Source organism: Streptococcus sp. 1343, assembly GCF_013277355.1.
Taxonomy (GTDB): Bacteria; Bacillota; Bacilli; order Lactobacillales; family Streptococcaceae; genus Streptococcus; species Streptococcus pseudopneumoniae.
Genome location: NZ_VMMT01000019.1, coordinates 1 through 25,652 on the forward strand (window position 1 = coordinate 1; position 25,652 = coordinate 25,652).

Consider the following 25,652-nt stretch of genomic DNA (forward strand, 5'->3'; position numbering starts at 1 on the left):
CTCTTATTATCTGAATAACATTAAAATTGAAATAGATTTTCCAAGAAGATCAACTTGGTTGCTAGCTCCTTTAGAAAAAATTGTAACAACTATTTCAGCTAAGCCTTATCAAATAAAACAGTCTGAAATTGTAAAAGAGGGCAAGATTCCAGTAGTTAGTCAATCTAAAATATTAGTTGAAGGATTTTCTAATAATTTTTCTAAGATTCTAGACTATAAAACAGACGTTGTAATATTTGGTGACCATACAAGAAATCTTAAGATTATAGACTTCCCTTTTGTTGTTGGTGCAGACGGAGTAAAAATTCTGTCTCCAATTTGCTTATCTGCAAAATTTTTAAAATACCACTTAGACTATACGCTATTATTTGTTAGGAACAGGGGCTATGCTCGACATTATTCGTATCTAAAATCTAAAATAATAGGTATTCCTTCAGTTTTAGAACAAAAGAGAATTGTCGCTAAAATTGATTTACTTTTTCAAAAAGTTTCTCAGCTTTAGTAATTATTAATTTTTGTGTACGTATACCTGGAAAATTAATTATAGTTTGAGAAAATCTAGTTTTGTTTAATATAGGAATAGTGGTAGATGATGTATTGTTCTTGAATTGTTTTTGCATAAAATCAGACTGTATAGCTAAAAGTAAAAATTTTGAGTTGACAAAATTAAATACTTCTATGCCATGCATTTGTTGATTGAACGCTCCATCAACACGAACAATCCCAGCAATTCCAATATTTCCAATACCATTTATTAAAATAGAACCTGCTTTTATTTTTCTGGATTTTGTATTTCCTAGAACCGATAAATATTCAGTTGCATTGTATAGTTCTCCTTGTAATAAATCAGCAGGTTTATAGAATGGTATTTCGCCGCCGTAGTTTTCAGGGCTATTTTTAGATGGCGTGTTACCAGTACTAATTATTCCTATATAATTTAATGTTGTCTGTACCCAATTCATAGGTATCTTCCCATAATAAGAGTTATCATCTCCTTGGGAAACAATAGAAATGTCCAAATCTTTCTTTTTAATCTTGCCTTCTTCAAAGAGTTTTTGTTTTTCTGCTCGTATTTTTTCAAGTAAAACTTCGACTGATTCATCATTTGGGTCTTGTTCAACTAATTTTCCTTGCATAGCATATTGAAGAATAGATTTTTTTAGTTTATCTGGAAATTCTTTATCTAGCTGTTCGAGTCTATTATAACTTTTAGCGTACTCATCTACTCTTTCTAAAGCTGATTCGATTGCTTCTACTATTCGTTGTTGTTCGGATAGTGGAGGCAATAACATAGGAACTTCATATTTTAAAAATTTTATTGAAGCTAAATTTTTTATCGCTGAACCTATAGAATGCTCTTTTAGTGTATTAATCAAACTCGTAAACATCCATTTAAAATACTGTGAATCTATTATATCTGAGTTTAACGTAAGTTTTAATAATGCTTGATTTATAACTCCATTATAATAATTTGAAGGTATTTGAAAGATTTCTCCAATAGTACCTGCACAAGATATTAAAATATCTCCTGCTTTTATTGAAAAATTTTTTAAACGTATATAATCACTCTCTTTTAACCAATAGTCTCCATAATCTATAGTTTTTCTTATAGCATTACCTTGTTCATAAACCTTATATGTATGTTTTCCTTTCGGAACAAACATTGACTTTGTTATAGAACTACCAAAAGGACCTCTTTTTATTGAGCCGTCCTCTAATGCACAAATGTCTGGTAAATAAACTATGGCCCATCCTTTAGGTATATTATGTTTAAACTCTTTTATACTTCCATCAGCAAACTTCCCATAATGTTTCCCATCATCACCACGAAATATCTCAGTTTCCTTTTTATCTCGTTTGATTTTTCCTTCACTGATAAGTTTTTCTTTTTCAGCTTTAATTCTCTTTAATAATTCACTTGCAGGTTCGTCATTGGGATTTTGCGGCACTAATTTCCCTTCCATCGCTCTTTGGAGAATACTTGCTTTAAGTTGTTCTGGTGTCATTATTTGTCCTCCAACAACTGCAAAATATCAGCTAATACATTATCAATCTTATGATTTAAAGTTGCTCTTTCCGCTTGATAATTCTGAATCAACTCAAAGGGATTTAAGATTTCCTCTTCCTCTTTTGGAAAACCACACTGGTCTAAATTATAATTCAACTCAGCCAATTCACTAGGTGTAAATGATTTAGATTTGTAGAACTTACCTTCCAGAATCTCTTCACGATTTTCCCACCAGTCACGAACAGGATTGAAGTGTTCTGACTTCATCGGCTTAGTTTTCGAGAAATTTTTATAACCATCTGGCATATCTAAACGATAAAACCAAGTTTCTTCTGTTTTCTTTGTTTTATCAAAGAAAAGAATGTTCGTATGGATTCCTGTATACGGTGCAAAGACACTATGAGGCAACCTAATAATCGTATGCAAGTTGAACTCATCTACCAGTTTTTGTTTCAAGCGAGTTTTTACACCTTCACCAAATAGAAAACCATCAGGTAAAATAACTCCAACACGACCATTTTCTTTCAAACGATACATAATGACAGCCATAAATAAATCAGCCGTTTCAGAACTCCGTAATTCTGCTGGAAAGTTATTTTTTATTGTTTCTAATTCTGACCCTCCAAAAGGTGGATTCATCATAATAATGTCAAATTTTTCATCATCCGTATATTCACGAACATTTTTCTCCAAAGTATTTCCATGAACAATTTTAGGGTCATCAATTTCGTGAAGAAACAGATTTGTAACTGCTAAAAGATGAGGAAATGCTTTCTTTTCAATACCAAAAACAGCTGTATTATATTTTTTGGTATCTTCACTAGTTTTACGTTGACTACTTAAACGGTTCAGAGTCGAAGTCAAGAAGCCTCCTGTTCCGCAAGCAAGGTCTGCCATTGATTCTCCAAGTTTTGGGTCAAGAACTTCGGCAATAAAATCAGTCGCTGCACGTGGCGTATAAAATTCTCCTGAGTTCCCAGCATTTTGAATATCTTTAAGAATTTTTTCGTAAATATCATTAAACGAATGACGATCTTCAGGGCTATTGAAATCAACTTCATCAATAACATTGATGACTTGGCGTAACAAGACGCCATTTTTCATATAGTTGTTCGCATCTTCAAAAGCTGATTTAACAATCGTTTTTCGAATAGGCATATTTGAAGTTATTTCAAGCTCTTTCAACTCTTTGAATAACTTGTTATTGACAAAATCAAGTAATTCATCGCCTGTCAATACCCGCTCTCCATTTTGAGCATGAGCCCAATTCCGCCATTTTAATTCCTCTGGGATAATTGACTCATACTCGTCTTCTTCTAATTCCCAAACCATTTCACGGCTATCATAAATTTTTAAGAATAATAACCAAGACATTTGCTCAATACGTTGAGCATCACCATTAACACCAGCATCGTTTCGAGTGATATCTTGAATTCTTTTTACAAATGATGTAATTGACATACTTTCCTTTCATTAAGCTACTGTAAATAGCTCTTTCTCCAATTCTTTAATTGCTTGTAAATATCGTTTTTTATCTCCAAAATAAGTATTGATGATTTTGAAGGTTCCACCATATATCTGAAATTCTGGAAGTTTTAATGTTTCAATGCTTTCGAGTTCTCCAATACCTTTATCCATGTATTTGTCCAGTAAAATTTCCAAAACAGCACGCGCTTCCTCACTATATTTATATAAATATCCGCTTTGTTTGAGTTTATTGATACGTTCCGTTTTGGTTAATTCTTTTTGACCATAGGCAAGTTTTAGGAGTAAATCAAAATCATCGATTTCTTGTTCTGATATTCCCTCCGACTCTCGAATAGCATCTAGATAAACTCCTTTTTTATAAAGTTCGTCTAAGATAAGCTTCTTTTTATCCGCCGTATGCCAAACTGTGATAAAATCGTTCAAAGTGGCGTAGCTACCTAAGATATTCTTCCGAGTGTAGTCGGTCAGGCTTTCGGTAATCAGTTTCCCGTTTTCATCCAATACTTGAACAGTAGAATTAAGAATGGTAACCTGCTTGTCTGTAACGATATATTTTTCTACTGGGTCACCACCTTCGTTTACAAAACCAGGTGTAGTACCATTGTTTGTTTTTGCGCCCGTTTCCAGAACCTTCACTGGTTCACCATCAAAATCAGGGTCAGCAAACAAATTGGTAACATTTCGAAAATCAATAATCGTAAAAAATTCTTTCCCCTTTTGAGGATAAAGACGTGTGCCACGACCAATAATTTGTTTAAATTCAGTCATGGATTGGATATTAGAGTCTAAAACAATCAAACGACATGTTTTAGCATTAACTCCTGTCGTTAATAATTTAGACGTTGTTACAATAGCGGGAAAATTAGAATTGACATCCATAAAGTTATCCAGTTGAGCTTTTCCTTCAGCGTTGTCACCAGTTACTTGCATGACATAACGATAGTCTTCTTGGACTAAGTCTAGATTCTCTTTTACAAGTGCAGCACGCATTCGCTCGGCATGGTCAATATCAACACAAAAAACAATTGTTTTATCAAATCGTGCATTGTTTTGCTTCATATAATCAGAAACAAACTTGGCAACTCTTTGCGTTCTATCATCAATGACAATGGTTTTGTCAAAATCTTTCCTGCCGTAGTACCTATCTTCTATTAATTGTCCGTTAGCATCAACTTTTCCAGTTTCTGGACGATAACCATCCACATCCACATCTAAATTAATCCTCATAACACGATATGGAGCCAAAAAACCATCCTCGATTCCCTGTTTTAAACTATAAGTATAGATTGGCTCACCAAAGTAATTCCGTATTGGAAGCATTCTTGGTTTCTTTAGGAGTAGCGGTCATCCCAATCTGTGTCGCAGAACTGAAATAATCAATCACCTTACGCCAGTTACTGTCTTCCTTAGCTGAGCCACGGTGCGCTTCATCAATTATGACTAAATCAAAGAAGTCTTTGTCAAACTTTTGATAATGTGTTTCAGTTCCATCTTCACCAGTTAGTTGCTGATAAAGCCCTAGATAAATTTCAAAAGAATTTAATTTTTCTGGAGCAGTCAAAAGTTTTGGTGTAATTTTCGTCATTATCTTTTCGAATGGCTTAAAGTCTTCAGCCATCGTTTGGTCTACTAAGATGTTTCTATCTGCTAAGAATAAAACTCGTTTAGCCAAACCAGCTTTTCGAAGGCGATGAATAATTTGAAAAGCCATGAACGTTTTCCCCGTTCCTGTTGCCATCACAAACATTACTCGTTTTTGTCCTCTGGCAACTGTTTCAATAGTACGGTTGATAGCTATTTGCTGATAATAGCGTGGCGTTTTCATTGAGAAGGCGTCTGTATAGTATGGAGTTGAGATAGCTTCTGTAATTTCGTACGTCAATCCTTTTTCCTTCGTCATACGAGAAAATAATTCTTCACGAGTAGGGAATTCGTCTAACTCCAACTCACGTTCTTCTCTCGTGATACGGTCGTGTTCAATAAAGCCATCACCATTCGAAGAATAAACAAATGGAACATCTAAAATCTCTCCATATTCAATAGCTTGTTGTAATCCTGCTCGAACGCTGTGTTTATTATCCTTTGCCTCAACAATTGCAATTCGAGTTCCAAATTGGTAATACAGTGAATAGTCTGATTTTTTTCCTTCTTTACGACGAGCCTTATCTCCTCTAACTTCAATTCGACCATCAGTGAAGTATTCTTCGTAAGCGATATGTTCACCATTTTTCCATCCTTTGGATACAATAGCAGGAGTGATGAAATTTGCTTTAATATCCTCCTCACTCATTTCTTTCTTAGACTTTATAAACTCAACCATATTGAACCCTCCGCATTCTAAAAATCTACTTCTCCATAAAATAAACTATCAGAACAAATTATACTTCTATTATATCACACTTATAAAAATACTCTGCTAAATTGTTGAAAATAAGTATGCAATATATTTTCGCATCGCGTCAGATTATCTCCGCATAACACCGCTATTTTTCACTGTTTTCGGCAGGCAACTTATTATCATTCTATAAGCACTTTCAGTCGGGCTGGTGAGCTATTTTTCAAAAATAAATAATCACATTTAAACATTTTGAAAGTATAAAATATCTACATCAGCCGTTCAAAAACTGGCGTAAATTTTGCTATAATATTTTAGTTTAAATAAAGATTTTTTTATGTCAAAAGGATTTTAACAATGCGGATGCTTCCTATTTTACTTCTCTTTTTAGCTCTACTACCGTTTTTCTCAAAGTTTGTCACTGGAGGTAGTTCTTTCAGTTGGAAAGTGTTTTTGATTTTCATAATAGATTGGGTTTTATTGATAGTTTTTGCGGTTCAGATTTCTTATATTTTTTGGAGATTGAGTCAAAAATGGAAAGAATTATCTAATAAATAACGCTAGGCATGTTTTCTAATTTTGGGGTAAGACAATGAATAGCAGAGTAGAATTTCGGATTTTCACCATTGTTGATTTGGACAAGGAAGAAGAGTATTTGCATGAGATGCATTTGAAAGGTTGGAGATATAGAACGGGTCGTTTTGGTTTGTTCTATCTTGACCAATGTCAACCAGACGATGTCATCTACCGTATCTATGATTCTAGATTTCTTAAAAAATATAAGCATGAACTGCAAGATTTTAGAAATAGAGGTTGGGAATTGATAGGAGCAGGTTTTTGTTCGATTCTTCGTAAATCGGCTTCTGATATACTTTCAGAGGATCAAGTCTATATGAGTAATAATCTCAGGTGGGAAGTTATGCGATATAGACTTCGTTCATGTGCAGCTACTTTCTTAGGAGGTTTTGTTGTTTGTATGAGTTTGTTTCGGGAAGAACTGTCGCAATCTTTCTTTGTCATTTTTGCTCTATATGCCTTTAGGTCTTCAGACTGATTTTTAGCACTCTTGATAAAAGAGTGCTAATTTTTTGAGTTTTTGTCTTGACATTCTCTTTTAAGGGTGTATAATAGAATCATAAGTTAGCACTTGAGTGCATCGAGTGCTAATCGATCAGACAGAGAGGAGTGATGAGATGGTTACAGAGCGTCAGCAGGATATTTTAAATCTGATTATTGACATCTTTACCAAAACGCACGAACCTGTCGGATCCAAAGCCTTGCAAGAGTCTATTAACTCTAGCAGTGCTACCATTCGTAATGACATGGCGGCTCTAGAAAAGCAAGGTTTGCTTGAGAAGGCTCATACTTCAAGTGGTCGGATGCCAAGTGTTGCTGGTTTTCAGTACTATGTGAAACACTCACTGGATTTTGACCGACTAGCTGAAAATGAGGTATATGAGATTGTCAAAGCCTTTGATCAGGAATTCTTCAAATTGGAGGATATTCTGCAAGAGGCTGCTAATCTACTGACAGACTTGAGTGGCTGTACGGTAGTGGCACTGGATGTTGAGCCCAGCAGGCAGTGGTTGACAGCCTTTGATATCGTTGTTTTGGGGCAACATACAGCCTTGGCAGTATTTACCCTAGACGAGTCGCGAACGGTTACCAGTCAGTTTCTGATTCCAAGGAACTTCTTGCAGGAAGATTTGCTGAAACTGAAGGCAATCATTCGAGAACGTTTCCTCGGTCACACTGTTCTAGATATTCACTACAAGATTCGGACGGAGATTCCGCAGATTATCCAGCGATACTTTACAACAACGGACAATGTCATTGATCTCTTTGAACACATCTTTAAGGAAATGTTCAACGAAAACATTGTGGTGGCGGGCAAGGTCAATCTCTTGAATTTTGCCAATCTGGCAGCTTATCAGTTCTTTGACCAACCGCAAAAGGTGGCTCTGGAGATTCGTGAGGGATTGCGTGAAGATCAGATGCAAAATGTCTGTGTTGCAGACAGTCAAGAGTCCTGTCTAGCTGACCTAGCGGTGATTAGTAGCAAGTTCCTCATTCCTTATCGGGGAGTTGGAATTCTAGCCATTATCGGTCCAGTCAATCTGGATTACCAACAGCTAATCAACCAAGTCAATGTGGTCAACCGTGTTTTGACCATGAAGTTGACAGATTTTTACCGCTACCTCAGCAGTAATCATTACGAAGTACACTAAGATTGAAATCATTAAAGGAGGCGAACATGGCCCAAGATATAAAAAAGGAAGAAGTAGAAGAAGTTCAAGAAGAGGAAGTTGTGGAAACAGCTGAAGAAACAACTCCTGAAAAGTCTGAGTTGGACTTGGCAAATGAACGTGCAGATGAGTTCGAAAACAAATATCTTCGCGCTCATGCAGAAATGCAAAATATCCAACGCCGTGCCAATGAAGAACGTCAAAACTTGCAACGTTATCGTAGCCAGGACTTGGCAAAAGCAATCTTACCATCTCTTGACAACCTTGAGCGTGCACTTGCAGTTGAAGGTTTGACAGATGATGTGAAGAAGGGCTTGGGGATGGTGCAAGAAAGCTTGATTCACTCTTTGAAAGAAGAAGGAATTGAAGAAATCGCAGCAGATGGCGAATTTGACCATAACTACCATATGGCCATCCAAACTCTCCCAGCAGACGATGAACACCCAGCAGATACCATCGCCCAAGTTTTCCAAAAAGGCTACAAACTCCATGACCGCATCCTACGCCCAGCAATGGTAGTGGTGTATAACTAAGATACAAAGCCCGTAAAAAGCTCGCAGTAAAAATAGGAGATTGACGAAGTGTTCGATGAACACAAGAAAATCTATCTTTTTTACTCAGAGCTTAGGGCGTGTTCGATTCGGCAATTCTGACGGTAGCTAAAGCAACTCGTCAGAAAACGGCAATCGCTATGGCATTTGCCTAGCCTCCTTATTAACTCGTCGTCGAAATAAAATCGATTTCGACTTCTCGTGTCGCAATTTACATAATAGAAAACTTGTCCGAAACGACAATAAACTATGAAGAAAGATAAGAGGCAAGCCGGAGGCTTGCAAGGAAGATATTTCCCGCCGTGGTAAAAGTTTCAGTAGCTTTTGCTACTGAAACAGGGGATTTTTGAGACAATAGGCTCAAAAATAAGTGATGAAATCCCGAAGGGAGTTGCTCACGTCCCCACCACTTAAGGGAAATATCAAAAAGAAAATTAACTAACAAGGAGAAAAACACATGTCTAAAATTATCGGTATTGACTTAGGTACAACAAACTCAGCAGTAGCAGTTCTTGAAGGAACTGAAAGTAAAATCATCGCAAACCCAGAAGGAAACCGCACAACTCCATCTGTAGTCTCATTCAAAAACGGAGAAATCATTGTTGGTGACGCTGCGAAACGTCAAGCAGTTACAAACCCAGATACAGTTATCTCTATCAAATCTAAAATGGGAACTTCTGAAAAAGTTTCTGCTAATGGAAAAGAATACACTCCACAAGAAATCTCAGCTATGATTCTTCAATACTTGAAAGGATACGCTGAAGACTATCTTGGTGAAAAAGTAACCAAAGCAGTTATCACAGTTCCTGCTTACTTCAACGACGCTCAACGTCAAGCAACAAAAGACGCTGGTAAAATTGCTGGTCTTGAAGTAGAACGTATTGTTAACGAACCAACTGCAGCAGCTCTTGCTTATGGTTTGGACAAGACTGACAAAGAAGAAAAAATCTTGGTATTTGACCTTGGTGGTGGTACATTCGACGTCTCTATCCTTGAATTGGGTGACGGTGTCTTCGACGTATTGTCAACTGCAGGGGACAACAAACTTGGTGGTGACGACTTTGACCAAAAAATCATTGACCACTTGGTAGCAGAATTCAAGAAAGAAAACGGTATTGACTTGTCTACTGACAAGATGGCAATGCAACGTTTGAAAGATGCAGCTGAAAAAGCGAAGAAAGACCTTTCTGGTGTAACTTCAACTCAAATCAGCTTGCCATTTATCACTGCAGGTGAAGCTGGCCCTCTTCACTTGGAAATGACTTTGACTCGTGCGAAATTTGACGATTTGACTCGTGACCTTGTAGAACGTACAAAAGTTCCAGTTCGTCAAGCCCTTTCGGATGCAGGTTTGAGCTTGTCAGAAATCGACGAAGTTATCCTTGTTGGTGGTTCAACTCGTATCCCTGCCGTTGTTGAAGCTGTTAAAGCTGAAACTGGTAAAGAACCAAACAAATCAGTAAACCCTGACGAAGTAGTTGCTATGGGTGCGGCTATCCAAGGTGGTGTGATTACTGGTGATGTCAAAGACGTTGTCCTTCTTGACGTAACACCATTGTCACTTGGTATCGAAACAATGGGTGGAGTCTTCACAAAACTCATCGACCGCAATACAACAATCCCAACATCTAAATCACAAGTCTTCTCAACTGCGGCAGACAACCAACCAGCCGTTGATATCCACGTTCTTCAAGGTGAACGCCCAATGGCAGCAGATAACAAGACTCTTGGACGTTTCCAATTGACAGATATCCCAGCTGCACCTCGTGGAATTCCTCAAATCGAAGTAACATTTGATATCGACAAGAACGGTATCGTGTCTGTTAAAGCTAAAGACCTTGGAACTCAAAAAGAACAAACAATTGTCATCCAATCAAACTCAGGTTTGACTGACGAAGAAATTGACCGCATGATGAAAGATGCAGAAGCTAACGCTGAAGCAGATAAGAAACGTAAAGAAGAAGTTGACCTTCGTAACGAAGTAGACCAAGCGATCTTTGCGACTGAAAAGACAATCAAGGAAACTGAAGGCAAAGGATTCGACGCAGAACGTGACGCTGCCCAATCTGCCCTTGATGACCTTAAAAAAGCTCAAGAAGACAACAACTTGGACGATATGAAAGCAAAACTTGAAGCATTGAACGAAAAAGCTCAAGGACTTGCTGTTAAACTCTACGAACAAGCAGCAGCAGCGCAACAAGCTCAAGCAGGAGCAGAAGGCACACAAGCAACAGGAAACGCAGGCGATGACGTCGTAGACGGAGAGTTTACTGAAAAGTAAGATGAGTGTATTGGCTGAAGAATATCTAAAAAATACACGAAAAGTTTATAATGATTTCTGTAATAAAGCTGATAGTTATGAGTCTGCAAAAGATTTTATAGATAATATTCCAGCAGTATATTTGGCTAGGTATAAAGCAATTATTTTAGCTGAGCATGAAAGTTGTGTTAAAAATGATGAGGCGGTAAGGAATTTTGTTACTTCAGTATTGTTGTCAGCGCTAGTATCAGCACTAGTATCAGCAACCATACAAAAACCAGAATTTATAATATCGTTTATAATGGGCATGATTTGGGTTGTCGGTGTATTCCTTCTAATCTATTGGAATTTTATAGCAAATACTAAGAAGAGACAAAAATATATAAATATTTCTGTACTTATAGGATATTTAAAATCAAAATAAAGTTAATTTACTTATTTGCAGAGGTTGCAACCCAGCCTCTGTTTTTCGATAAAAAGGGACGGAATATCATTTGTTTGGGTTTTGTCTCATCAATATGAAAGAAAGGAACAAATGTGTTCAGGGAATTGAACACGGGTTCCCAAATTTCTTACTTAATATAACAGAAAGGAATTGAACCCGACCTAAATTCTCGGAAAAAAGATAAATCTGTCTAGGAGCATCGCTCCAGCGTCAGATTTCCTATTTTTCAGTCGAATTTTACGGTCTTGGTATCTTGTATGAACAATACTGAATTTTATGATCGTCTGGGGGTGTCAAAAAACGCTTCGGCAGACGAGATCAAAAAGGCTTATCGTAAGCTTTCGAAAAAATATCACCCAGATATCAATAAGGAGCCTGGTGCTGAGGAAAAGTACAAGGAAGTTCAAGAAGCCTATGAGACTTTGAGTGACGACCAAAAACGGGCTGCCTATGACCAATATGGTGCTGCAGGCGCCAATGGTGGATTTGGAGGCTTCGGTGGTGGAGCTGGCGGTTTCAATGGGGCAGGTGGCTTCGGTGGTTTTGAGGACATTTTCTCAAGTTTCTTCGGCGGAGGCGGTGCTTCACGCAATCCAAATGCTCCTCGCCAAGGGGATGACCTCCAGTATCGTGTGAACTTGACCTTTGAAGAAGCTATTTTTGGAGCTGAAAAAGAAGTTAAATACAACCGTGAAGCAAGCTGTCGTACATGTAATGGCTCAGGTGCTAAGCCAGGAACCAGTCCAGTCACTTGTGGACGCTGTCATGGTGCTGGTGTCATTAACGTCGATACGCAGACTCCGCTTGGTATGATGCGTCGTCAAGTAACCTGTGATGTCTGTCATGGTCGCGGAAAAGAAATCAAAGATCCATGTACAACATGTCACGGAACAGGGCATGAAAAACAAGATCATAGCGTACATGTCAAAATTCCTGCTGGTGTGGAAACTGGTCAACAAATTCGCCTAGCTGGTCAAGGTGAAGCTGGATTTAACGGTGGACCTTATGGTGACTTGTACGTGGTTGTTTCTGTGGAAGCCAGCGATAAGTTTGAACGTGAAGGAACTACTATCTTCTACAATCTCAACCTCAACTTTGTCCAAGCAGCTCTTGGTGACACAGTAGATATTCCAACTGTTCACGGTGATGTTGAATTGGTTGTCCCAGAGGGAACTCAGACTGGTAAGAAATTCCGCCTACGTGGCAAAGGAGCTCCGAGTCTTCGTGGTGGTGCAGTTGGTGACCAATATGTTACCGTTAATGTCGTAACACCAACAGGCTTGAACGATCGTCAAAAAGCAGCCTTGAAAGAATTTGCAGCTGCTGGTGATTTAAAAGTCAATCCAAAGAAAAAGGGCTTCTTTGACCATATTAAAGATGCCTTTGAAGGAGAATAATACTCTTCGAAAATCAAATTCAAACCACGTCAGCGTTGCCTTGCCGTACTCAAGTACAGCCTGCGGCTAGCTTCCTAGTTTGCTCTTTGATTTTCATTGAGTATAAACAAAAAGAGCCGAGTGGCTCTTTTTGTTTATAGATTTTTTAAGACTTTCCTTAAGTAATGACGGACGGTAGCGATCTTCTTCGAAGTTCCATACCTAAACTTTGAGCCTAGGTCTCAAAGTTTCCGGACGAGTCTGAGACAAAAAGATTTTGATTTCAGGAATTCTTTATTATAAATTTTAAAAATCGATAGATTAGATAAAAAAGCGAACAAGACAGAATTCTGAGTGTCAGATAACTCGTTTTGTTCGCTTTTTATATTGAAGATTAGACTTTTATCCCAGACTCGTTTTCAGTACGGCGGAAAATCTTCGATTTAGTTGTGAAATGGTGAATGATACTCTTTAAAAATCTCCTCAAACCACGTCAGCGTCGGCTTGTCTACAACCTCAAAACTGTGTTTTGAGCTGACTTTGTCAGTTCTATTCACAACCTCAAAACGGTGTTTTGAGCAGCCTGCGCCTAGCTTTCTAGTTTGCTCTTTGATTTTTATTGAGTATGAGTTGCCTAAATTATGATGTATAGTTGATGGGATATAACTTGTTTACGTTTTAAAAAAGAGCCGACTGGCTCTTTTTACTTATCTTCGATTTCCTGTGTTTCTTTAATCACAGCTAGTCTAGTCTGGATATCCTTTTCCAAGACCTTAAACTTGTAAGTCAGGTCTTCTTGATATTCCTTGATGAGTTCTTTTTGCTGGTCAATGATTTGTAGGCTGTTTTGGATAATATCCACATCGTCCTTGATAGCTTGAACGCGGTCAGTGGTATTCAAGACTTCATCTGTGATGGTTTGGCGATTTTTTGTGAGCAGATAACTTCCAGCTGCAGCTCCTGCAAATAGCAATAGATTGGATAATTTCATGGCAACTCCTTAGGCATTTTTGATGGTTTCAGCGACTTGAGCGAGTTTGTCAAAGTCTGGTTCGTGGGCGATAAAATCAATCTTAAGGTCATCGTCCGCACTGTAGCGAGGTACGAGGTGAACATGGGTATGAAAGACGGTTTGACCTGCGACTTCTTCACAGTTAGCAATGATATTCATACCAGTAGCCTTGGTAGCTTTCATGACTTTTTGAGCTACTTTTGGTACTTGGGCAAAGAGTTGGCTGGCGCTAGTAGCATCCATTTCTAAAAGATTACGATAGTGTTCTTTTGGCACGACCAAGGTGTGTCCTGGTGTCACTTGAGAGATATCAAGAAAGGCAAGAACCTGCTCATCTTCATATACTTTTGAAGCAGGAATTTCCCCTGCGATGATTTTACAAAAAATGCAATCTGACATAAAATCTACCTCTACTGTACTGAATTTTGATATAATATAGCTACATTATACCAGATTTGGAGAAAATATGTTAGAAATTAAAAACCTGACAGGTGGCTATGTTCATGTCCCTGTTTTGAAAGATGTGTCTTTTACTGTTGAAAGTGGGCAGTTGGTCGGTTTGATTGGTCTCAATGGTGCTGGAAAATCGACGACCATCAATGAAATTATCGGTCTGTTGACACCTTATAGTGGCTCCATCAATATCAATGGCCTGACCCTGCAAGAAGATGCGACAAGTTACCGCAAGCAAATTGGCTACATTCCTGAGACACCTAGCTTGTATGAGGAATTGACCCTCAGAGAGCATATCGAAACGGTTGCCATGGCTTATGGTATTGAGCAAGATCTTGCTTTTGATCGAGTAGAACCTTTGTTAAAAATGTTCCGTCTGGACCAGAAATTAGACTGGTTCCCTGTTCATTTTTCAAAAGGGATGAAGCAGAAGGTCATGATTATCTGTGCTTTTGTGGTGGATCCAAGTCTTTTCATCGTGGATGAGCCTTTCCTTGGTCTTGACCCGTTGGCTATTGCGGACTTGATTCAGCTTTTGGAAGTGGAAAAGCAAAAAGGCAAGTCTATTCTCATGAGTACCCACGTGCTGGATTCAGCGGAAAAGATGTGTGATGCTTTTGTCATTCTTCACAAAGGGGAAGTGCGTGCTAAGGGAAATCTCCTGCAACTGCGCGAAGCCTTTAACATGCCTGAGGCTAGTTTGAATGATATTTACTTGGCTCTGACCAAAGAGGAGGACCTATGAAAGACTTGTTTTTAAAGAGAAAGCAGGCTTTTCGTAAGGAGTGTCTTGGTTATCTACGTTATGTTCTCAATGACCACTTTGTCTTGTTCCTGCTTGTCCTGCTGGGCTTTCTAGCCTACCAGTACAGTCAACTCTTGCAAGATTTTCCTGAAAATCATTGGCTCATCCTTTTGTTTGTAGGAATTACCTCTGTTTTACTGTTGCTTTGGGGTGGAATTGCCACCTATATGGAGGCTCCAGACAAGCTCTTTCTCTTAGTTGGAGAAGAGGAAATCAAGCTCCATCTCAAGCGTCAAACTGGCATTTCCCTAGTCTTTTGGCTCTTTGTACAGACCCTTTTCTTGCTTTTATTTGCGCCCTTATTTTTAGCCATGGGTTATGGCTTGCCTGTCTTCCTAATCTATGTGCTTTTGTTTGGGTTAGGTAAATATTTCCTCTTTCGTCAAAAGGCCAGCAAATTTTTCACTGAAACTGGACTGAACTGGGACTATGTCATTTCCCAAGAAAGCAAGCGCAAACAAGTCTTGCTTCGTTTCTTTGCCCTCTTTACGCAGGTAAAGGGAATTTCAAACAGCGTCAAGCGTCGTGCCTATCTGGACTTTATCCTAAAGGTTGTTCAGAAGGTGCCTGGGAAGATTTGGCAAAATCTCTATCTTCGTTCTTATTTGCGAAATGGAGATCTCTTTGCGCTCAGTCTCCGTCTGCTCCTACTTTCCTTGCTGGCGCAGGTCTTTATCGAGCAAGCTTGGATTGCGACAGCAGTGGTAGTTCTCTTTAACTACCTCTTGCTCTTCCAGTTGCTGGCCCTCTATCATGCCTTTGACTACCAGTATTTGACTCAACTCTTTCCACTGGACAAGGGGCAAAAGGAAAAAGGCTTGCAGGCGGTAGTCCGAGGATTGACCAGTTTTGTTTTACTTGTGGAATTAGTTGTCGGGTTGATTACCTTCCAAGAAAAACTAGCCCTTCTAGCCTTGCTGGGTGCAGGTTTGGTTTTACAAGTCTTGTATTTGCCTTATCAGGTAAAACGTCAGATGCAGGACTAACATTGCCTATATGACACTAAAAAAGAAGTTGAGTTCAGTTTGCCTCAACTTCTTTTATTTTCTACAAGATAATGGTTGGCCCGTAGAGGCTCAACTTGGTCTTGACTTGGTCAAAGTGGAAGCGGTCATAGGCCCGCCAAGCGGCGCGAGTTGGAGCATCTGGATCAAGAGCGCTGAGTCCCATGAGAAGACTGGAAGTCTGGTAAAATTTTTCCAGTTCAATCAAGACTCGATTATCCACTGTCTCAGCCTTGGCTAAAAAACCAAGAATAGAGTTTAATTGCTCCTGAAAGCGGACGTCGTCAGCGGTTGCCTGTTTGCATGCTTGGTAGGCTTTATTTAAGTCAGTAATCAAAGCCTGAGCTGTTTTGATGGGGTTTGTGTCTGTCATTTACGTGACCTCCTATATAATTTATGTTTTAAGGTAAGGGATTGTGTAAATCTCCTAGTGAGGCACCTATATTATTAGCAACATTGCCAACTATGTTGCCCCAATCAATGATACATTTACCATTATCAAGATTAGCTTTATTATATGAATATCCATTTCTACATAGTACATTATCGCTAATCATATGAAACGGAGAATACCATCCATATGGAATACTACCGCCATTTATATGAGAAAGTTCGATTGATGTTAATTGTTTTGTTTTATTTGACTTGGCCATAATTTTCTCCTTGTTATATTTACGTCAATTGCAATAGAGTATATTTATAGGGTGTTAATCATGGTGGATGTGAATAAATCATATGCACCCCTCCTTTTTTGATGATTTTTAAAGTTGTTGCAAACATAGTCTTTCTATAATCATAGTCTATCACTTTTATCTCCTTTTTCACCTTCAAATCTTTAATTGTCCTTGAAATGTCTTGAATTGCGCTGAGTGAATTTTATGATAAAATAGTTGTAAGCTCGTCATGATGTTGTAGAAAAATAGTCCTTTTAGGAGTTTTCAAAGACTGTTTAGGATTGGGTGCGCTTGTGTGAGAACTTTTCTGTTATTCTTTTCTTAGGAGGAGAATCCAATGAAACATATGATTATTCAGACACAGAAAACAGTTTATAAAGTAAACATCGACGATGTCTACTATATCCAAACACATCCAACTAAAGCCCATACTGTACAGATTGTTACAGAAGAAGCTAGTTTTAATATGGTTCAAAATTTAAGTGATCTTGAGAACCAATATGGGAAAACCTTGATGAGATGTCATCGAAATTGTTTGGTCAATCTTGATAAAGTGAAATCGATTGATTTTCAAGAAAGAATCCTTTTTCTCGGAGAAGAAGGTCAATACGCTGTCAAGTATGCCAGACGTCGCTATAGAGAAATTCGTCAAAAATGGTTGAAAGAAGGAGAGTAGGAAGATGAGAATATTTGTTTTGGAAGATGATTTTTCCCAACAGACTAGGATTGAAACGACGATTGAGAAACTTTTGAAAGAACATCATATCATTCCCAGCTCTTTTGAGGTCTTTGGTAAGCCAGACCAGCTACTGGCAGAGGTGCATGAGAAGGGCGCACATCAGCTATTCTTTTTGGATATTGAGATTCGAAACGAGGAGATGAAGGGGCTAGAAGTGGCTAGAAAGATTCGAGATCGGGATCCATATGCCCTGATCGTCTTTGTGACGACTCACTCGGAGTTTATGCCCCTGTCCTTTCGCTACCAAGTGTCTGCTTTGGACTATATTGATAAGGCCCTTTCGGCAGAGAAGTTTGAATCTCGTATCGAGACAGCCCTCCTCTATGCCAATGGTCAAGACAGTAAAAGTCTGGCGGAAGATTGCTTTTATTTTAAATCAAAATTTGCTCAATTCCAGTATCCTTTTAAAGAGGTTTACTATCTCGAAACGTCCCCAAAATCTCATCATGTTATTCTCTATACCGAGACGGACAGACTGGAATTTACAGCGAGTTTAGAGGAGATTCTCAAGCAGGAGCCTCGTCTCCTGCAGTGCCATCGCTCTTTTCTTATCAATCCAGCAAATGTGGTGCATTTAGATAAGAAAGAAAAACTGCTTTTCTTTCCCAATGGTGGAAGCTGTCTAATCGCGCGTTATAAGGTCAGGAAAGTGTCTGAAGCTATCAATAACTTACACTGATTAAGGAGAAATTATGGCTGTTGCTTGGATATTGTTGTATGCGCTTGTTATTAATGGACTAGAAATTGTCATTTTCTTTAAGGTAGATGGAATTGGTCTCACTTTTGAGAGGATTTTCAAAGCTTTTCTTCTGAAATTTCTTCTAGGAGCCATTTTTGCGACTTTTCAATTTTTGGATGTAAGTGAATATTTGTCCTATTTTATAGAACCTTTGTTCGGTATAGGTCTATCTTTCTTATTGTTAAGAGGGCTTCCTAAAAAAATCCTTATTTTTTATGGTCTCTTCCCAATGATATTAGTAGAGCTCTTTTACAGAGGTGTTTCCTATTTTGTGCTTCCATTTTTGGGGCAAGGAATTGTAGATGGGGATGGCAATCCTATCTTTGTATTGATTATGATATTCGTTTGCTTCATAGTTTTAGTCTTTTTGAAATGGTTAGACTATGATTTCACTAGATTGAGAAAGGAGTTTCTCGATAAAGGTTTTCAAAAGTCTCTTACTAAGATTAACTGGGTAATGGGGTCTTATTATCTAGTGATGCAAAGTCTATCTTACCTTGAATATGAACAAGGTATTCAATCAAAGACTGTTCGCCATCTGATTCTAGTGTTTTACCTCCTCTTTTTTATGGGGGTTATCAAGAAATTAGATACCTATTTGAAGGACAAACTCCATGAGAGATTGGACCAAGAGCAGGCCTTGCGCTATAGAGATATGGAACGCTATAGTCTGCATATAGAGGAGCTTTACAAGGAAGTACGGAGTTTTCGCCATGACTACACCAACCTCTTGACTAGTTTACGTCTGGGTATTGAAGAGGAGGATATGGAGCAGATAAAAGAGGTCTACGGCTCCGTCTTAAAAGATTCCAGTCAGAAATTGCAGGACAATAAATATGACCTTGGGCGATTGTTGAATGTTCGGGACCGCGCCCTCAAAAGTCTCCTAGCAGGGAAATTTCTAAAAGCTAGAGAAAAGAACATTGTCTTTAATGTTGAAGTTCCTGAGGAGATTCAGGTTGAGGGGATGAGCCTACTTGATTTTCTAACCATTGTGTCTATCCTTTGTGATAATGCTATTGAAGCCAGTGCAGAGACTAGTCAACCTCATGTTTCAATTGCCTTTTTTAAAAATGGAGCACAGGAGACCTTTATCATTGAAAACTCCATCAAAAAAGAGAGCATAGATATTTCTGAAATCTTCTCCTTTGGAGCCAGTTCTAAAGGGGAGGATAGAGGAGTTGGTCTCTATACCGTCATGAAGCTTGTGGAAAGCCATCCCAATACCAGTCTAAATACCACCTGCCAAAATCAAGTATTTCGTCAGGTGTTTACTATAATACATACAGAATGATAAAAAATAAGACCGAGAGTGCTTGTTTCTCGGTCTTATTTTTATAGCTGAATAGGTAGTTCAAGTGCTTTTGTGATTTTAAATTTACCTAAAATTGTTTCATGTAAGAGTTCTTCCCACCATCCTCCACCTGTAATCTGGTTGAGTTCAGTAGTTGTTAGTTTTTGAAATGAAGTTAGGTTTTGTTTCTTATCCATGTTATGATTCTCCTTTTTGATAAGATAATAAATAGTTATAGAGTGTTATCTGAAAATTAATCAGAATGGGTTAAAATTTTATCTTTGAAATAATCAAAATATGTTTTCTTTGCAGTTACACTAGTGACGCGACCTTGTAAGCCATATTGGATAAGTTTACTATCCTCATTAGATAGTTTTGCAAGAGCGGTTAATTTAAAGAGATTACCTTGCTCTGTTCTGGTAGGAGTTTGGTCAATTGTCTGAAGTTGGCCGATGATGGTAATGCCGTGATTTCCAATCTTCTCCAGTTTTAATCTTACAGTTTGTCCTTTATCTAGTAGAGGTAGATAGTCAGAAGATACGTAGTAAGTGATTAGTACTTCTCTTGTATCTGTGATGACAGGGAATATTTGAGCAATTTCTGTACCAGTTGGAATTCTATTTTTACCTTCAAATTCGCTGTTCAGATGAACGATACCTTTATTTGGGGCGGTTAAGGTATTGTTTTCTAAGCGCTGTGTCGCTTGATCTAGCTGTACTTTTAATTCTGTTAATTGGTTCTCCACGGTTAGTTGTTGCTGAGAAGCTGTCTGTAAAAACTGAGTGCGGAGTACTTCAATTTTGGTTGCTAAACTATTATCATAAGTTGCTACACTTCCGATACCAGCTTGCTGAATTTTGAGGCTTGCGATAGATGATTCAAGACCTGCAATACTTTGATTAATTTGAGATAAAAATGGCTCCTCTGCAGTTCCTTGTGTTTGTCCTTGTGAGGCTACAAGATAACGATTCAAAATTGACTGGTGCGGATTGCCAGTTGGTAAGCGAGCCCTTTTATTTATGATAGTATCTCTCAATTCTCGATATTCTCCAATTTGTTGTTGAACTTTTGTAATTTCTTGTTCGATGGCTGATGAACTGCTATTGGCAAGATTAGCTTGATTTGAAACCTCAGTGTTAGTCTTTGTGATACCCAGTTCAATATCATGAGCTTGTTTAGTAAAATTCCTAAAGGTATTATGGTAGCCAAATTCATCCTCGCCAGAAAAAAGATCAGTCGCTTTTTCTAAGCTTTGTTTCAAAATTCCAAGTCCTTCTTTTTGCTTCTCAAGTCTTTGTAATTGAGTTTCTAAGGCAGTTTTCTGACTTTCTTCCATTGTTTCAGAGTATTTGATGAGTAAGTCACCTTTTTCAACTACTTGATTTGCCACTAAATGATTAGCAAGGATAGGATTATCACTGGTTGACTGAATAGATGCAATGACACTTGTAGGAGCGATTTCTCCTTGGGAAGTAACAGTAATTTCTTTTGTGGCAACAAGGGAGAAAATCAAGATGAAAGTAAGTAGTAATGAAAGAGGTATAATTAACACTGTCGCATAGTTATGGTAACGTCTCTGATAAAACTCGACGCTTCTAAAAAGATTAGGATTCATGACATTCTCCTTATTTATTGAACAGATGATGGTAGAAGCCTTGCGCCTGCATTAACTCTTGGTGACTACCAACTTCAATGATTTTCCCCTGGTCAAGAACAATGACACGGTTAGTTCGTTCGGCTATACTGAGACGATGGGCTACAAAGAGAATGGTTTTATCAGTTAGGGACATAAGATTATCTATAACTTTTTTCTCAGTCAAGACATCAAGACCGCTAGTGGCTTCGTCTAGTATTAAAACAGGAGCTTTAGTTAAAAGAGCACGAGCGAGGGCTATTCGTTGCTTTTGTCCTCCTGATAGACCAGCTCCATCAGAGAGCTGAGTTTGATAGCCCATAGGCATTCTTTCAATGTCTTGACGGATTTCAGCTAATTCACAAGCTCTTAGAATATCTTCTTGGCTAATCATATGATTACCGCCCAAGGTTAAATTTTCCAAGATAGAGCCATTAAAGATATAGGCTTGTTGGGGTAGGTAATTGATATGACGGCGCAAGACTTTTTTATCAATGTTTTTAATATCCTGATGATTGATGGAAATATGTCCTTTGTAGGGTTCAAAGAAATTGACAATCATTTTGGCTAAAGTTGTTTTACCAGAACCACTAACTCCAACTAGGCTAACCTTATCTCCTTGTTTAATCGTGAGATTAATATCTGTTAAGGTATCTCGTCCAAAACCATACTTATAAGAAAGGTCATCAAATTCAATATCGCCCATCAAAAAATGTGAATGAACAGGGTTTTCTTGAACTTGAAATTCAGATTCGACTAGATAGACTTCGTTCAAACGGTTATTAGCGACCTTCGCAGATTGGAGTTTGGTTTGGAGGTTGATAATATTTTCCATAGGAGTTGTAAAGTAAGAAAGAAGTGTGTTAAAGGTAATCAACTGACCGATAGAAATTTTACTCGACATGACTAATTGAGCGCCAAACCATAGGATAAGGATATTCAGAACTAATTTTGTTCCCTGCTTTAAACTCGTTTGTAAAATAGAATACTTACTGAGCTTAAAGGATTTTTCCAAATAATCTACAAATTCGCTGTCTATATTTTGATAGCGATTTTCTTCACTCGTGAGCGACTTTATAGTTTCAATCCCGTTGATATCTTCGATAATGGCAGAGCTAACCATAGAATTACTTTGCATGACATCATGGTTCATTTTTTCGAAAGGCTTCATAAAAGAAAAGATGATGAACATGTATATAGGAATGGAAATAAGAGAAAGAAGGAAGAGATTAGGGTTTTGTGCCAGTAAGACTCCCCCTACAAGAATCAGAATAGAAACATCCAGAAAAAGAGAGAGAATGGTAGAAGCCAAGGCATCTATAATAGAGTTGGCATCTGTGAACCGTGAAATGATTTCTCCTGTACGACGTGTCGCAAAGAAAGACATAGGAAGTTCAAAAATATGGCGAATATAGGATAAAATCACATCAATGCTTAATCTCTGGCTCAGAACGGTTAGGAGATAATCTCTGGAGAAGCTCATGACTTGTTGGAGGATATAGGTTACAACCAGACCGACTGAGATGATTCCTAAAGTTGATTTCATCTGATTTGGGATGTATTCATCTAAGATTCCTTGGAGATAATAAGAACCACCTATATTGATAATCGTGACCAATAAACTTGAGAGAACGATGTAAGCAATGAGAGATTTTTGTTTGAAAATCAGAGGAAGGAAGCTTAGTAGACCATTTTTTTTATCTTTATGGGGTTGATAGCTGGGTTTGGGAGCTAGAAAAATAGCTACTCGAGTCCATTCAGAGAAAAAGCGTTCTTTTGACATTTTAGTGATTTTTACAGAAGGGTCAGGATCACCAATAATCAGATAGTCTTTCTTTGTTTGATAGACAACATAGTAATGTTGGAGTTTTCCTTCTTTGTTAACGTGAACGATAAATGGATAGGGGACATCACTCATGTCAAAGAGAGTTTTATCTGCTTGAACAGGTCTTGTTTCAAAGCCCATTTCATCAGCGGCTTTTACAATGCCAAGAGCAGTCGTTCCTTCTTTATTGGTCTTTGCAAGTTCTCTCAAGTGAGCTAGAGAAAAATCTGAACCATAGAATTTAGCAATCGAGGCTAAGGCAGCAACACCGCAGTCTCTAGCATCTATTTGAGGAACAAATGTACGTTTATAAGAAGTCATTGGCAATTCCTTTCATATAGTAGATAGGTATATTATGCCATAAAAATAAGTTCATATTTTATGAAATCTTGAATAGTCATTGAAAGTTCCTGAATGGTAAAAAAAGTGATTAGAAATTATCTTTTTAAAAAAATTTAGAGGTAGTTTTAAATAAAAAAGCTAATTTAAGACGTTTCGATGACAATTCAAGATTTGGATGAAAAATTTTAAAAAACAATGATATACTAAACTTGTCAAAGTTGCAACAAGACAAAAATTAAAAATAAAAAAGGAGTATTTGTCATGGATACAAAAATGATGTCACAATTTTCTGTTATGGATAATGAAATGCTTGCTTGCGTTGAAGGTGGAGATATTGATTGGGGAAGAACAATTGCTTGTGGAGCAGGGATTGCGTATGGCGCAATTGATGGGTATGCAACAACTTATGGTTCGACATTTCTATTGGGACCATATGCTATAGGAACAGGAGCAATTGGTGCTGTACTAGGTGGGATTGGTGGTGCACTTACCTGTTAGCATAGGAAAGGAGATAGTAATGAACACAATATTTGCAACAAAACGCAATGCATTCTTAGTAAGATTGTTGTTTGGTCAGATACCTTTGGTTGTTTCTACTTATCTATTTCTATCTCGTCAGTTTTTAAATTTTTCCGTAGTTTTCCAATTTCTTTTAGTGGTTATTAACTTGGCTTCTATTTTGGTTACTGTTTATCTCACTAGGGAAATGAGGATAAGAGAGTTTGAAGATGATGATTTGGTTAGTCCTAGAACCAATCAACTTATGTTCATCGGCTTGACAGGCTTTATGTCTATTATTTGTTTGTATAGAGGTATCACAGCAGGAGAATCCTACCAACAACTAATCGCTTATATTGGCGCTGTTCTCTGCTTAATCATCATGCTTCTGCTCATTTGGGGCTTGAAGTATTATAAAAAGTAGAGCTTAATGAAGTATAAAAGAAAAGGGTAAGTGTTTTCGCAATACTTACCCTTTTATAATGAAGTTTTTGCAATTCAAGATGTTTCGATGACAATTCAAGATTTGGATGAAAAATTTTAAAAAACAATGATATACTAAACTTGTCAAAGTTGTAACAGGACAAAAATTAAAAATAAAAAGGAGTATTTGTCATGAATACAAAAATGATGGAACAATTTGAGATTATGGATACTGATATGCTTACTTGCGTTGAAGGTGGCGGATGCAATTGGGGAGATTTTGCCAAAGCAGGTGTTGGAGGAGGAGTAGCACGAGGTATTCGGCTAGGAATTAAAACAAGAACATGGCAAGGTGCAGCAGCTGGTGCTGCAGGAGGAGCTATACTTGGAGGTGTAGCTTATGCAGCCACATGTTGGTGGTAATTATGGATTTTAAAAGTTTTATTATTGGTTTAGTAGTTGGTATGTTAGGCCCCTATATGGATGATTTAATTAGAAAAATATTTTCAAAATCTCCCAAAAAGAATAAGGATAGTACTTTCTAAAGAATCAATTTCTCCCCTGTATTTGCTAGATTAATTTACAGGGGAGTTTCTTTAATATTATTTCGTCTGTCAAAGTGATATGGGATAGCAGGGTGAAAAGTTTACCAACAAGTCGGTATCAAGACAATATAAAGAGGAAAGTATGTTTTTCATGCTTGCTTTTTTTAATTTTTTTTACAATTCAAGATGTTTCGATGACAATTCAAGATTTGGATGAAAAACTTTAACAAATAGTGCTATACTGAAATTGTCAAAGTTGCAACAGGACAAAAATTAAAAATAAAAAAGGAGTATTTGTCATGAATACAAAAATGATGGAACAATTTGAGATTATGGATACTGATGTGCTTGCTTGTATTGAAGGTGGCGGTTGGATAAAATGTGGACTCGGTGTAGTTGGAGGTGCATTGACTGGAGGAGTTGCTGGTGGTGCTGTGGGCACTGTAACGCTACCTATCATTGGTACTGTATCTGGAGCGGCTGCTGGTTTTTGGGGTGGAGGTGCAACGGGTGCTGCTACCTTCTGTTAAAAATCGCTCTTCGTTGATAAGATGGACTGACTTGGAATGGAGTGAATAATTATGGATAAGAAAAAAATAGTTTCGACTATAGTATTGTTAGTATTTCTTATAGTGTCAGTGGCTAATTTTTTTAGAGACTTAAACCCATTACTGTTCATTTTAAATATTATTGGCCTGTCTTGCTTTTCAGTGCTAACATACATTAACATAAAAGAAATGCTCTTAAATATACGTAAATGATGATTTGGTTAGTCCTAGAACCAATCAACTCATGTTCGTCGGCTTGACAGGTTTTATGTCTATTATTTGTTTGTATAGAAGTATCACAGCAGGAAAATTCTACCAACAAATAATCGCCTATATTGGTGATATTCTCTGCTTGATTGTCATGTTTTTACTCATTTGGGGCTTGAAGTATTATAAAAAGTAGAGCTTA

At 37.7% G+C, this 25,652-nt stretch carries 27 protein-coding genes and 1 pseudogene; 18 read left to right on the top strand and 10 right to left on the bottom strand.

The window, feature by feature from the left end; genetic code table 11:
• On the top strand, positions 1 to 502 hold a 502-nt coding region (locus HT709_RS02680), incomplete at its 5' end, for a restriction endonuclease subunit S (RefSeq protein ID WP_226373517.1).
• Here the strand turns inward: HT709_RS02680 and HT709_RS02685 are convergent.
• The 3 genes and pseudogenes from HT709_RS02685 to HT709_RS02695 form a co-directional block, all read right to left on the bottom strand.
• Positions 462 to 2,006: a restriction endonuclease subunit S gene (locus HT709_RS02685; protein ID WP_172925497.1), complete on the bottom strand. Its 1,545-nt coding sequence runs from the start codon at positions 2,004 to 2,006 to the stop codon at positions 462 to 464. The genes HT709_RS02680 and HT709_RS02685 overlap by 41 nt on opposite strands.
• On the bottom strand, positions 2,006 to 3,469 hold the full coding sequence (locus tag HT709_RS02690) for a class I SAM-dependent DNA methyltransferase (RefSeq protein ID WP_000029046.1): 1,464 nt from the start codon (positions 3,467 to 3,469) through the stop codon (positions 2,006 to 2,008). Before HT709_RS02690 ends, HT709_RS02685 begins: the two co-directional genes overlap by 1 nt.
• Positions 3,470 to 3,481: 12 nt before the next feature.
• A pseudogene (locus HT709_RS02695) lies at positions 3,482 to 5,816 on the bottom strand (DEAD/DEAH box helicase family protein).
• 607 nt (positions 5,817 to 6,423) lie between these two features.
• Here HT709_RS02695 and HT709_RS02700 point away from each other — a divergent pair.
• The 6 genes from HT709_RS02700 to dnaJ all read left to right on the top strand — a co-directional run bounded on the left by HT709_RS02700 (position 6,424) and on the right by dnaJ (position 12,730).
• Positions 6,424 to 6,885, top strand: a complete 462-nt coding sequence (locus tag HT709_RS02700) for a DUF2812 domain-containing protein (protein WP_172925498.1) — start codon at positions 6,424 to 6,426, stop codon at positions 6,883 to 6,885.
• A 139-nt stretch (positions 6,886 to 7,024) separates the two neighbouring features.
• The gene (hrcA, locus tag HT709_RS02705) at positions 7,025 to 8,059 is read left to right on the top strand and encodes a heat-inducible transcriptional repressor HrcA (protein ID WP_000255760.1); all 1,035 of its coding nucleotides are present in this window, start codon (positions 7,025 to 7,027) and stop codon (positions 8,057 to 8,059) included.
• Positions 8,060 to 8,085: 26 nt separating this feature from the next.
• Positions 8,086 to 8,610, top strand: coding sequence for a nucleotide exchange factor GrpE (grpE, locus tag HT709_RS02710; RefSeq protein ID WP_000046024.1), 525 nt, complete (start codon positions 8,086 to 8,088; stop codon positions 8,608 to 8,610).
• Between the two features lie 475 nt (positions 8,611 to 9,085).
• On the top strand, positions 9,086 to 10,909 hold the full coding sequence (dnaK, locus tag HT709_RS02715) for a molecular chaperone DnaK (RefSeq protein ID WP_000034669.1): 1,824 nt from the start codon (positions 9,086 to 9,088) through the stop codon (positions 10,907 to 10,909).
• 1 nt (position 10,910) lies between these two features.
• On the top strand, positions 10,911 to 11,312 hold the full coding sequence (locus HT709_RS02720) for a hypothetical protein (protein ID WP_000114360.1): 402 nt from the start codon (positions 10,911 to 10,913) through the stop codon (positions 11,310 to 11,312).
• A 278-nt stretch (positions 11,313 to 11,590) separates the two neighbouring features.
• Positions 11,591 to 12,730, top strand: coding sequence for a molecular chaperone DnaJ (dnaJ, locus tag HT709_RS02725; RefSeq protein WP_014017330.1), 1,140 nt, complete (start codon positions 11,591 to 11,593; stop codon positions 12,728 to 12,730).
• 682 nt (positions 12,731 to 13,412) lie between these two features.
• On the opposite strand, the gene HT709_RS02730 is transcribed toward dnaJ, so the two are convergent.
• Both HT709_RS02730 and HT709_RS02735 read right to left on the bottom strand, forming a co-directional pair.
• A complete protein-coding gene (locus HT709_RS02730; protein ID WP_000777749.1) occupies positions 13,413 to 13,700 on the bottom strand; it encodes a hypothetical protein in 288 nt (95 codons plus the stop codon).
• 9 nt (positions 13,701 to 13,709) lie between these two features.
• Positions 13,710 to 14,120: an HIT family protein gene (locus tag HT709_RS02735; RefSeq protein ID WP_001278321.1), complete on the bottom strand. Its 411-nt coding sequence runs from the start codon at positions 14,118 to 14,120 to the stop codon at positions 13,710 to 13,712.
• A gap of 67 nt (positions 14,121 to 14,187) precedes the next feature.
• Between HT709_RS02735 and HT709_RS02740 the strand changes: the two genes are divergently transcribed.
• Together HT709_RS02740 and HT709_RS02745 are read left to right on the top strand one after the other, a co-directional pair.
• Complete coding sequence (locus HT709_RS02740; protein ID WP_000889950.1) at positions 14,188 to 14,919, top strand: ABC transporter ATP-binding protein; 732 nt, start codon at positions 14,188 to 14,190, stop codon at positions 14,917 to 14,919.
• A complete protein-coding gene (locus tag HT709_RS02745; protein ID WP_172925499.1) occupies positions 14,916 to 15,965 on the top strand; it encodes an ABC transporter permease in 1,050 nt (349 codons plus the stop codon). The genes HT709_RS02740 and HT709_RS02745 overlap by 4 nt, the downstream gene beginning before the upstream one ends.
• A 61-nt stretch (positions 15,966 to 16,026) precedes the next feature.
• On the opposite strand, the gene HT709_RS02750 is transcribed toward HT709_RS02745, so the two are convergent.
• Positions 16,027 to 16,356: a hypothetical protein gene (locus HT709_RS02750; protein ID WP_023935628.1), complete on the bottom strand. Its 330-nt coding sequence runs from the start codon at positions 16,354 to 16,356 to the stop codon at positions 16,027 to 16,029.
• 28 nt (positions 16,357 to 16,384) lie between these two features.
• On the bottom strand, positions 16,385 to 16,636 hold the full coding sequence (locus HT709_RS02755) for a hypothetical protein (protein ID WP_001130045.1): 252 nt from the start codon (positions 16,634 to 16,636) through the stop codon (positions 16,385 to 16,387).
• Positions 16,637 to 16,994: 358 nt separating this feature from the next.
• Between HT709_RS02755 and HT709_RS02760 the strand changes: the two genes are divergently transcribed.
• The 3 genes from HT709_RS02760 to HT709_RS02770 are packed head-to-tail and all read left to right on the top strand — an operon-like array spanning position 16,995 to position 19,429.
• Positions 16,995 to 17,333 carry a LytTR family DNA-binding domain-containing protein gene (locus HT709_RS02760; protein ID WP_000682128.1) on the top strand — a complete coding sequence of 113 codons (339 nt, stop codon included), beginning with the start codon at positions 16,995 to 16,997 and terminating at the stop codon, positions 17,331 to 17,333.
• A gap of 4 nt (positions 17,334 to 17,337) precedes the next feature.
• A complete protein-coding gene (locus tag HT709_RS02765) occupies positions 17,338 to 18,075 on the top strand; it encodes a LytTR family DNA-binding domain-containing protein (protein ID WP_001219132.1) in 738 nt (245 codons plus the stop codon).
• A 13-nt stretch (positions 18,076 to 18,088) separates the two neighbouring features.
• A complete protein-coding gene (locus HT709_RS02770; protein ID WP_172925500.1) occupies positions 18,089 to 19,429 on the top strand; it encodes a sensor histidine kinase in 1,341 nt (446 codons plus the stop codon).
• 41 nt (positions 19,430 to 19,470) lie between these two features.
• Here HT709_RS02770 and blpC read toward each other — a convergent pair whose 3' ends face one another.
• From blpC to blpA, 3 genes are read right to left on the bottom strand one after another with little or no spacing between them, the layout of a single operon-like run.
• Positions 19,471 to 19,626 carry a quorum-sensing system pheromone BlpC gene (blpC, locus tag HT709_RS02775; RefSeq protein ID WP_000358818.1) on the bottom strand — a complete coding sequence of 52 codons (156 nt, stop codon included), beginning with the start codon at positions 19,624 to 19,626 and terminating at the stop codon, positions 19,471 to 19,473.
• Between the two features lie 56 nt (positions 19,627 to 19,682).
• Complete coding sequence (locus tag HT709_RS02780; RefSeq protein ID WP_001069109.1) at positions 19,683 to 21,044, bottom strand: bacteriocin secretion accessory protein; 1,362 nt, start codon at positions 21,042 to 21,044, stop codon at positions 19,683 to 19,685.
• A 10-nt stretch (positions 21,045 to 21,054) separates the two neighbouring features.
• Positions 21,055 to 23,208, bottom strand: a complete 2,154-nt coding sequence (gene blpA / locus HT709_RS02785; protein WP_000205164.1) for a peptide cleavage/export ABC transporter BlpA — start codon at positions 23,206 to 23,208, stop codon at positions 21,055 to 21,057.
• Positions 23,209 to 23,490: 282 nt separating this feature from the next.
• Between blpA and HT709_RS02790 the strand changes: the two genes are divergently transcribed.
• From HT709_RS02790 to HT709_RS02815, 6 genes are all read left to right on the top strand, one after another.
• A complete protein-coding gene (locus tag HT709_RS02790) occupies positions 23,491 to 23,727 on the top strand; it encodes a Blp family class II bacteriocin (protein ID WP_000379959.1) in 237 nt (78 codons plus the stop codon).
• A gap of 19 nt (positions 23,728 to 23,746) precedes the next feature.
• Entirely contained in the window at positions 23,747 to 24,151 is a 405-nt protein-coding gene (locus tag HT709_RS02795; RefSeq protein ID WP_050207408.1) for a hypothetical protein, read from the top strand.
• A 191-nt stretch (positions 24,152 to 24,342) separates the two neighbouring features.
• The gene (locus HT709_RS02800) at positions 24,343 to 24,573 is read left to right on the top strand and encodes a bacteriocin class II family protein (RefSeq protein ID WP_172925501.1); all 231 of its coding nucleotides are present in this window, start codon (positions 24,343 to 24,345) and stop codon (positions 24,571 to 24,573) included.
• A 2-nt stretch (positions 24,574 to 24,575) separates the two neighbouring features.
• Positions 24,576 to 24,695 carry a PncF family bacteriocin immunity protein gene (locus tag HT709_RS02805; RefSeq protein ID WP_007284953.1) on the top strand — a complete coding sequence of 40 codons (120 nt, stop codon included), beginning with the start codon at positions 24,576 to 24,578 and terminating at the stop codon, positions 24,693 to 24,695.
• Between the two features lie 299 nt (positions 24,696 to 24,994).
• A complete protein-coding gene (locus HT709_RS02810; protein WP_033679712.1) occupies positions 24,995 to 25,225 on the top strand; it encodes a Blp family class II bacteriocin in 231 nt (76 codons plus the stop codon).
• A 235-nt stretch (positions 25,226 to 25,460) separates the two neighbouring features.
• Positions 25,461 to 25,646, top strand: a complete 186-nt coding sequence (locus tag HT709_RS02815; RefSeq protein WP_078156111.1) for a hypothetical protein — start codon at positions 25,461 to 25,463, stop codon at positions 25,644 to 25,646.
• The last annotated feature ends 6 nt before the right edge of the window (positions 25,647 to 25,652 follow it).

Excerpts from the sequence above, each read along its gene's own strand:
- HT709_RS02685 (WP_172925497.1), bottom strand. The coding sequence starts at position 2,006 with ATGACACCAGAACAACTTAAAGCAAGTATTCTCCAAAGAGCGATGGAA.
- HT709_RS02690 (WP_000029046.1), bottom strand. The coding sequence starts at position 3,469 with ATGTCAATTACATCATTTGTAAAAAGAATTCAAGATATCACTCGAAAC.
- HT709_RS02700 (WP_172925498.1), top strand. The coding sequence starts at position 6,424 with ATGAATAGCAGAGTAGAATTTCGGATTTTCACCATTGTTGATTTGGAC.
- hrcA (WP_000255760.1), top strand. The coding sequence starts at position 7,025 with ATGGTTACAGAGCGTCAGCAGGATATTTTAAATCTGATTATTGACATC.
- grpE (WP_000046024.1), top strand. The coding sequence starts at position 8,086 with ATGGCCCAAGATATAAAAAAGGAAGAAGTAGAAGAAGTTCAAGAAGAG.
- dnaK (WP_000034669.1), top strand. The coding sequence starts at position 9,086 with ATGTCTAAAATTATCGGTATTGACTTAGGTACAACAAACTCAGCAGTA.
- HT709_RS02720 (WP_000114360.1), top strand. The coding sequence starts at position 10,911 with ATGAGTGTATTGGCTGAAGAATATCTAAAAAATACACGAAAAGTTTAT.
- dnaJ (WP_014017330.1), top strand. The coding sequence starts at position 11,591 with ATGAACAATACTGAATTTTATGATCGTCTGGGGGTGTCAAAAAACGCT.
- HT709_RS02730 (WP_000777749.1), bottom strand. The coding sequence starts at position 13,700 with ATGAAATTATCCAATCTATTGCTATTTGCAGGAGCTGCAGCTGGAAGT.
- HT709_RS02735 (WP_001278321.1), bottom strand. The coding sequence starts at position 14,120 with ATGTCAGATTGCATTTTTTGTAAAATCATCGCAGGGGAAATTCCTGCT.
- HT709_RS02740 (WP_000889950.1), top strand. The coding sequence starts at position 14,188 with ATGTTAGAAATTAAAAACCTGACAGGTGGCTATGTTCATGTCCCTGTT.
- HT709_RS02745 (WP_172925499.1), top strand. The coding sequence starts at position 14,916 with ATGAAAGACTTGTTTTTAAAGAGAAAGCAGGCTTTTCGTAAGGAGTGT.
- HT709_RS02750 (WP_023935628.1), bottom strand. The coding sequence starts at position 16,356 with ATGACAGACACAAACCCCATCAAAACAGCTCAGGCTTTGATTACTGAC.
- HT709_RS02755 (WP_001130045.1), bottom strand. The coding sequence starts at position 16,636 with ATGGCCAAGTCAAATAAAACAAAACAATTAACATCAATCGAACTTTCT.
- HT709_RS02760 (WP_000682128.1), top strand. The coding sequence starts at position 16,995 with ATGAAACATATGATTATTCAGACACAGAAAACAGTTTATAAAGTAAAC.
- HT709_RS02765 (WP_001219132.1), top strand. The coding sequence starts at position 17,338 with ATGAGAATATTTGTTTTGGAAGATGATTTTTCCCAACAGACTAGGATT.
- HT709_RS02770 (WP_172925500.1), top strand. The coding sequence starts at position 18,089 with ATGGCTGTTGCTTGGATATTGTTGTATGCGCTTGTTATTAATGGACTA.
- blpC (WP_000358818.1), bottom strand. The coding sequence starts at position 19,626 with ATGGATAAGAAACAAAACCTAACTTCATTTCAAAAACTAACAACTACT.
- HT709_RS02780 (WP_001069109.1), bottom strand. The coding sequence starts at position 21,044 with ATGAATCCTAATCTTTTTAGAAGCGTCGAGTTTTATCAGAGACGTTAC.
- blpA (WP_000205164.1), bottom strand. The coding sequence starts at position 23,208 with ATGACTTCTTATAAACGTACATTTGTTCCTCAAATAGATGCTAGAGAC.
- HT709_RS02790 (WP_000379959.1), top strand. The coding sequence starts at position 23,491 with ATGGATACAAAAATGATGTCACAATTTTCTGTTATGGATAATGAAATG.
- HT709_RS02795 (WP_050207408.1), top strand. The coding sequence starts at position 23,747 with ATGAACACAATATTTGCAACAAAACGCAATGCATTCTTAGTAAGATTG.
- HT709_RS02800 (WP_172925501.1), top strand. The coding sequence starts at position 24,343 with ATGAATACAAAAATGATGGAACAATTTGAGATTATGGATACTGATATG.
- HT709_RS02805 (WP_007284953.1), top strand. The coding sequence starts at position 24,576 with ATGGATTTTAAAAGTTTTATTATTGGTTTAGTAGTTGGTATGTTAGGC.
- HT709_RS02810 (WP_033679712.1), top strand. The coding sequence starts at position 24,995 with ATGAATACAAAAATGATGGAACAATTTGAGATTATGGATACTGATGTG.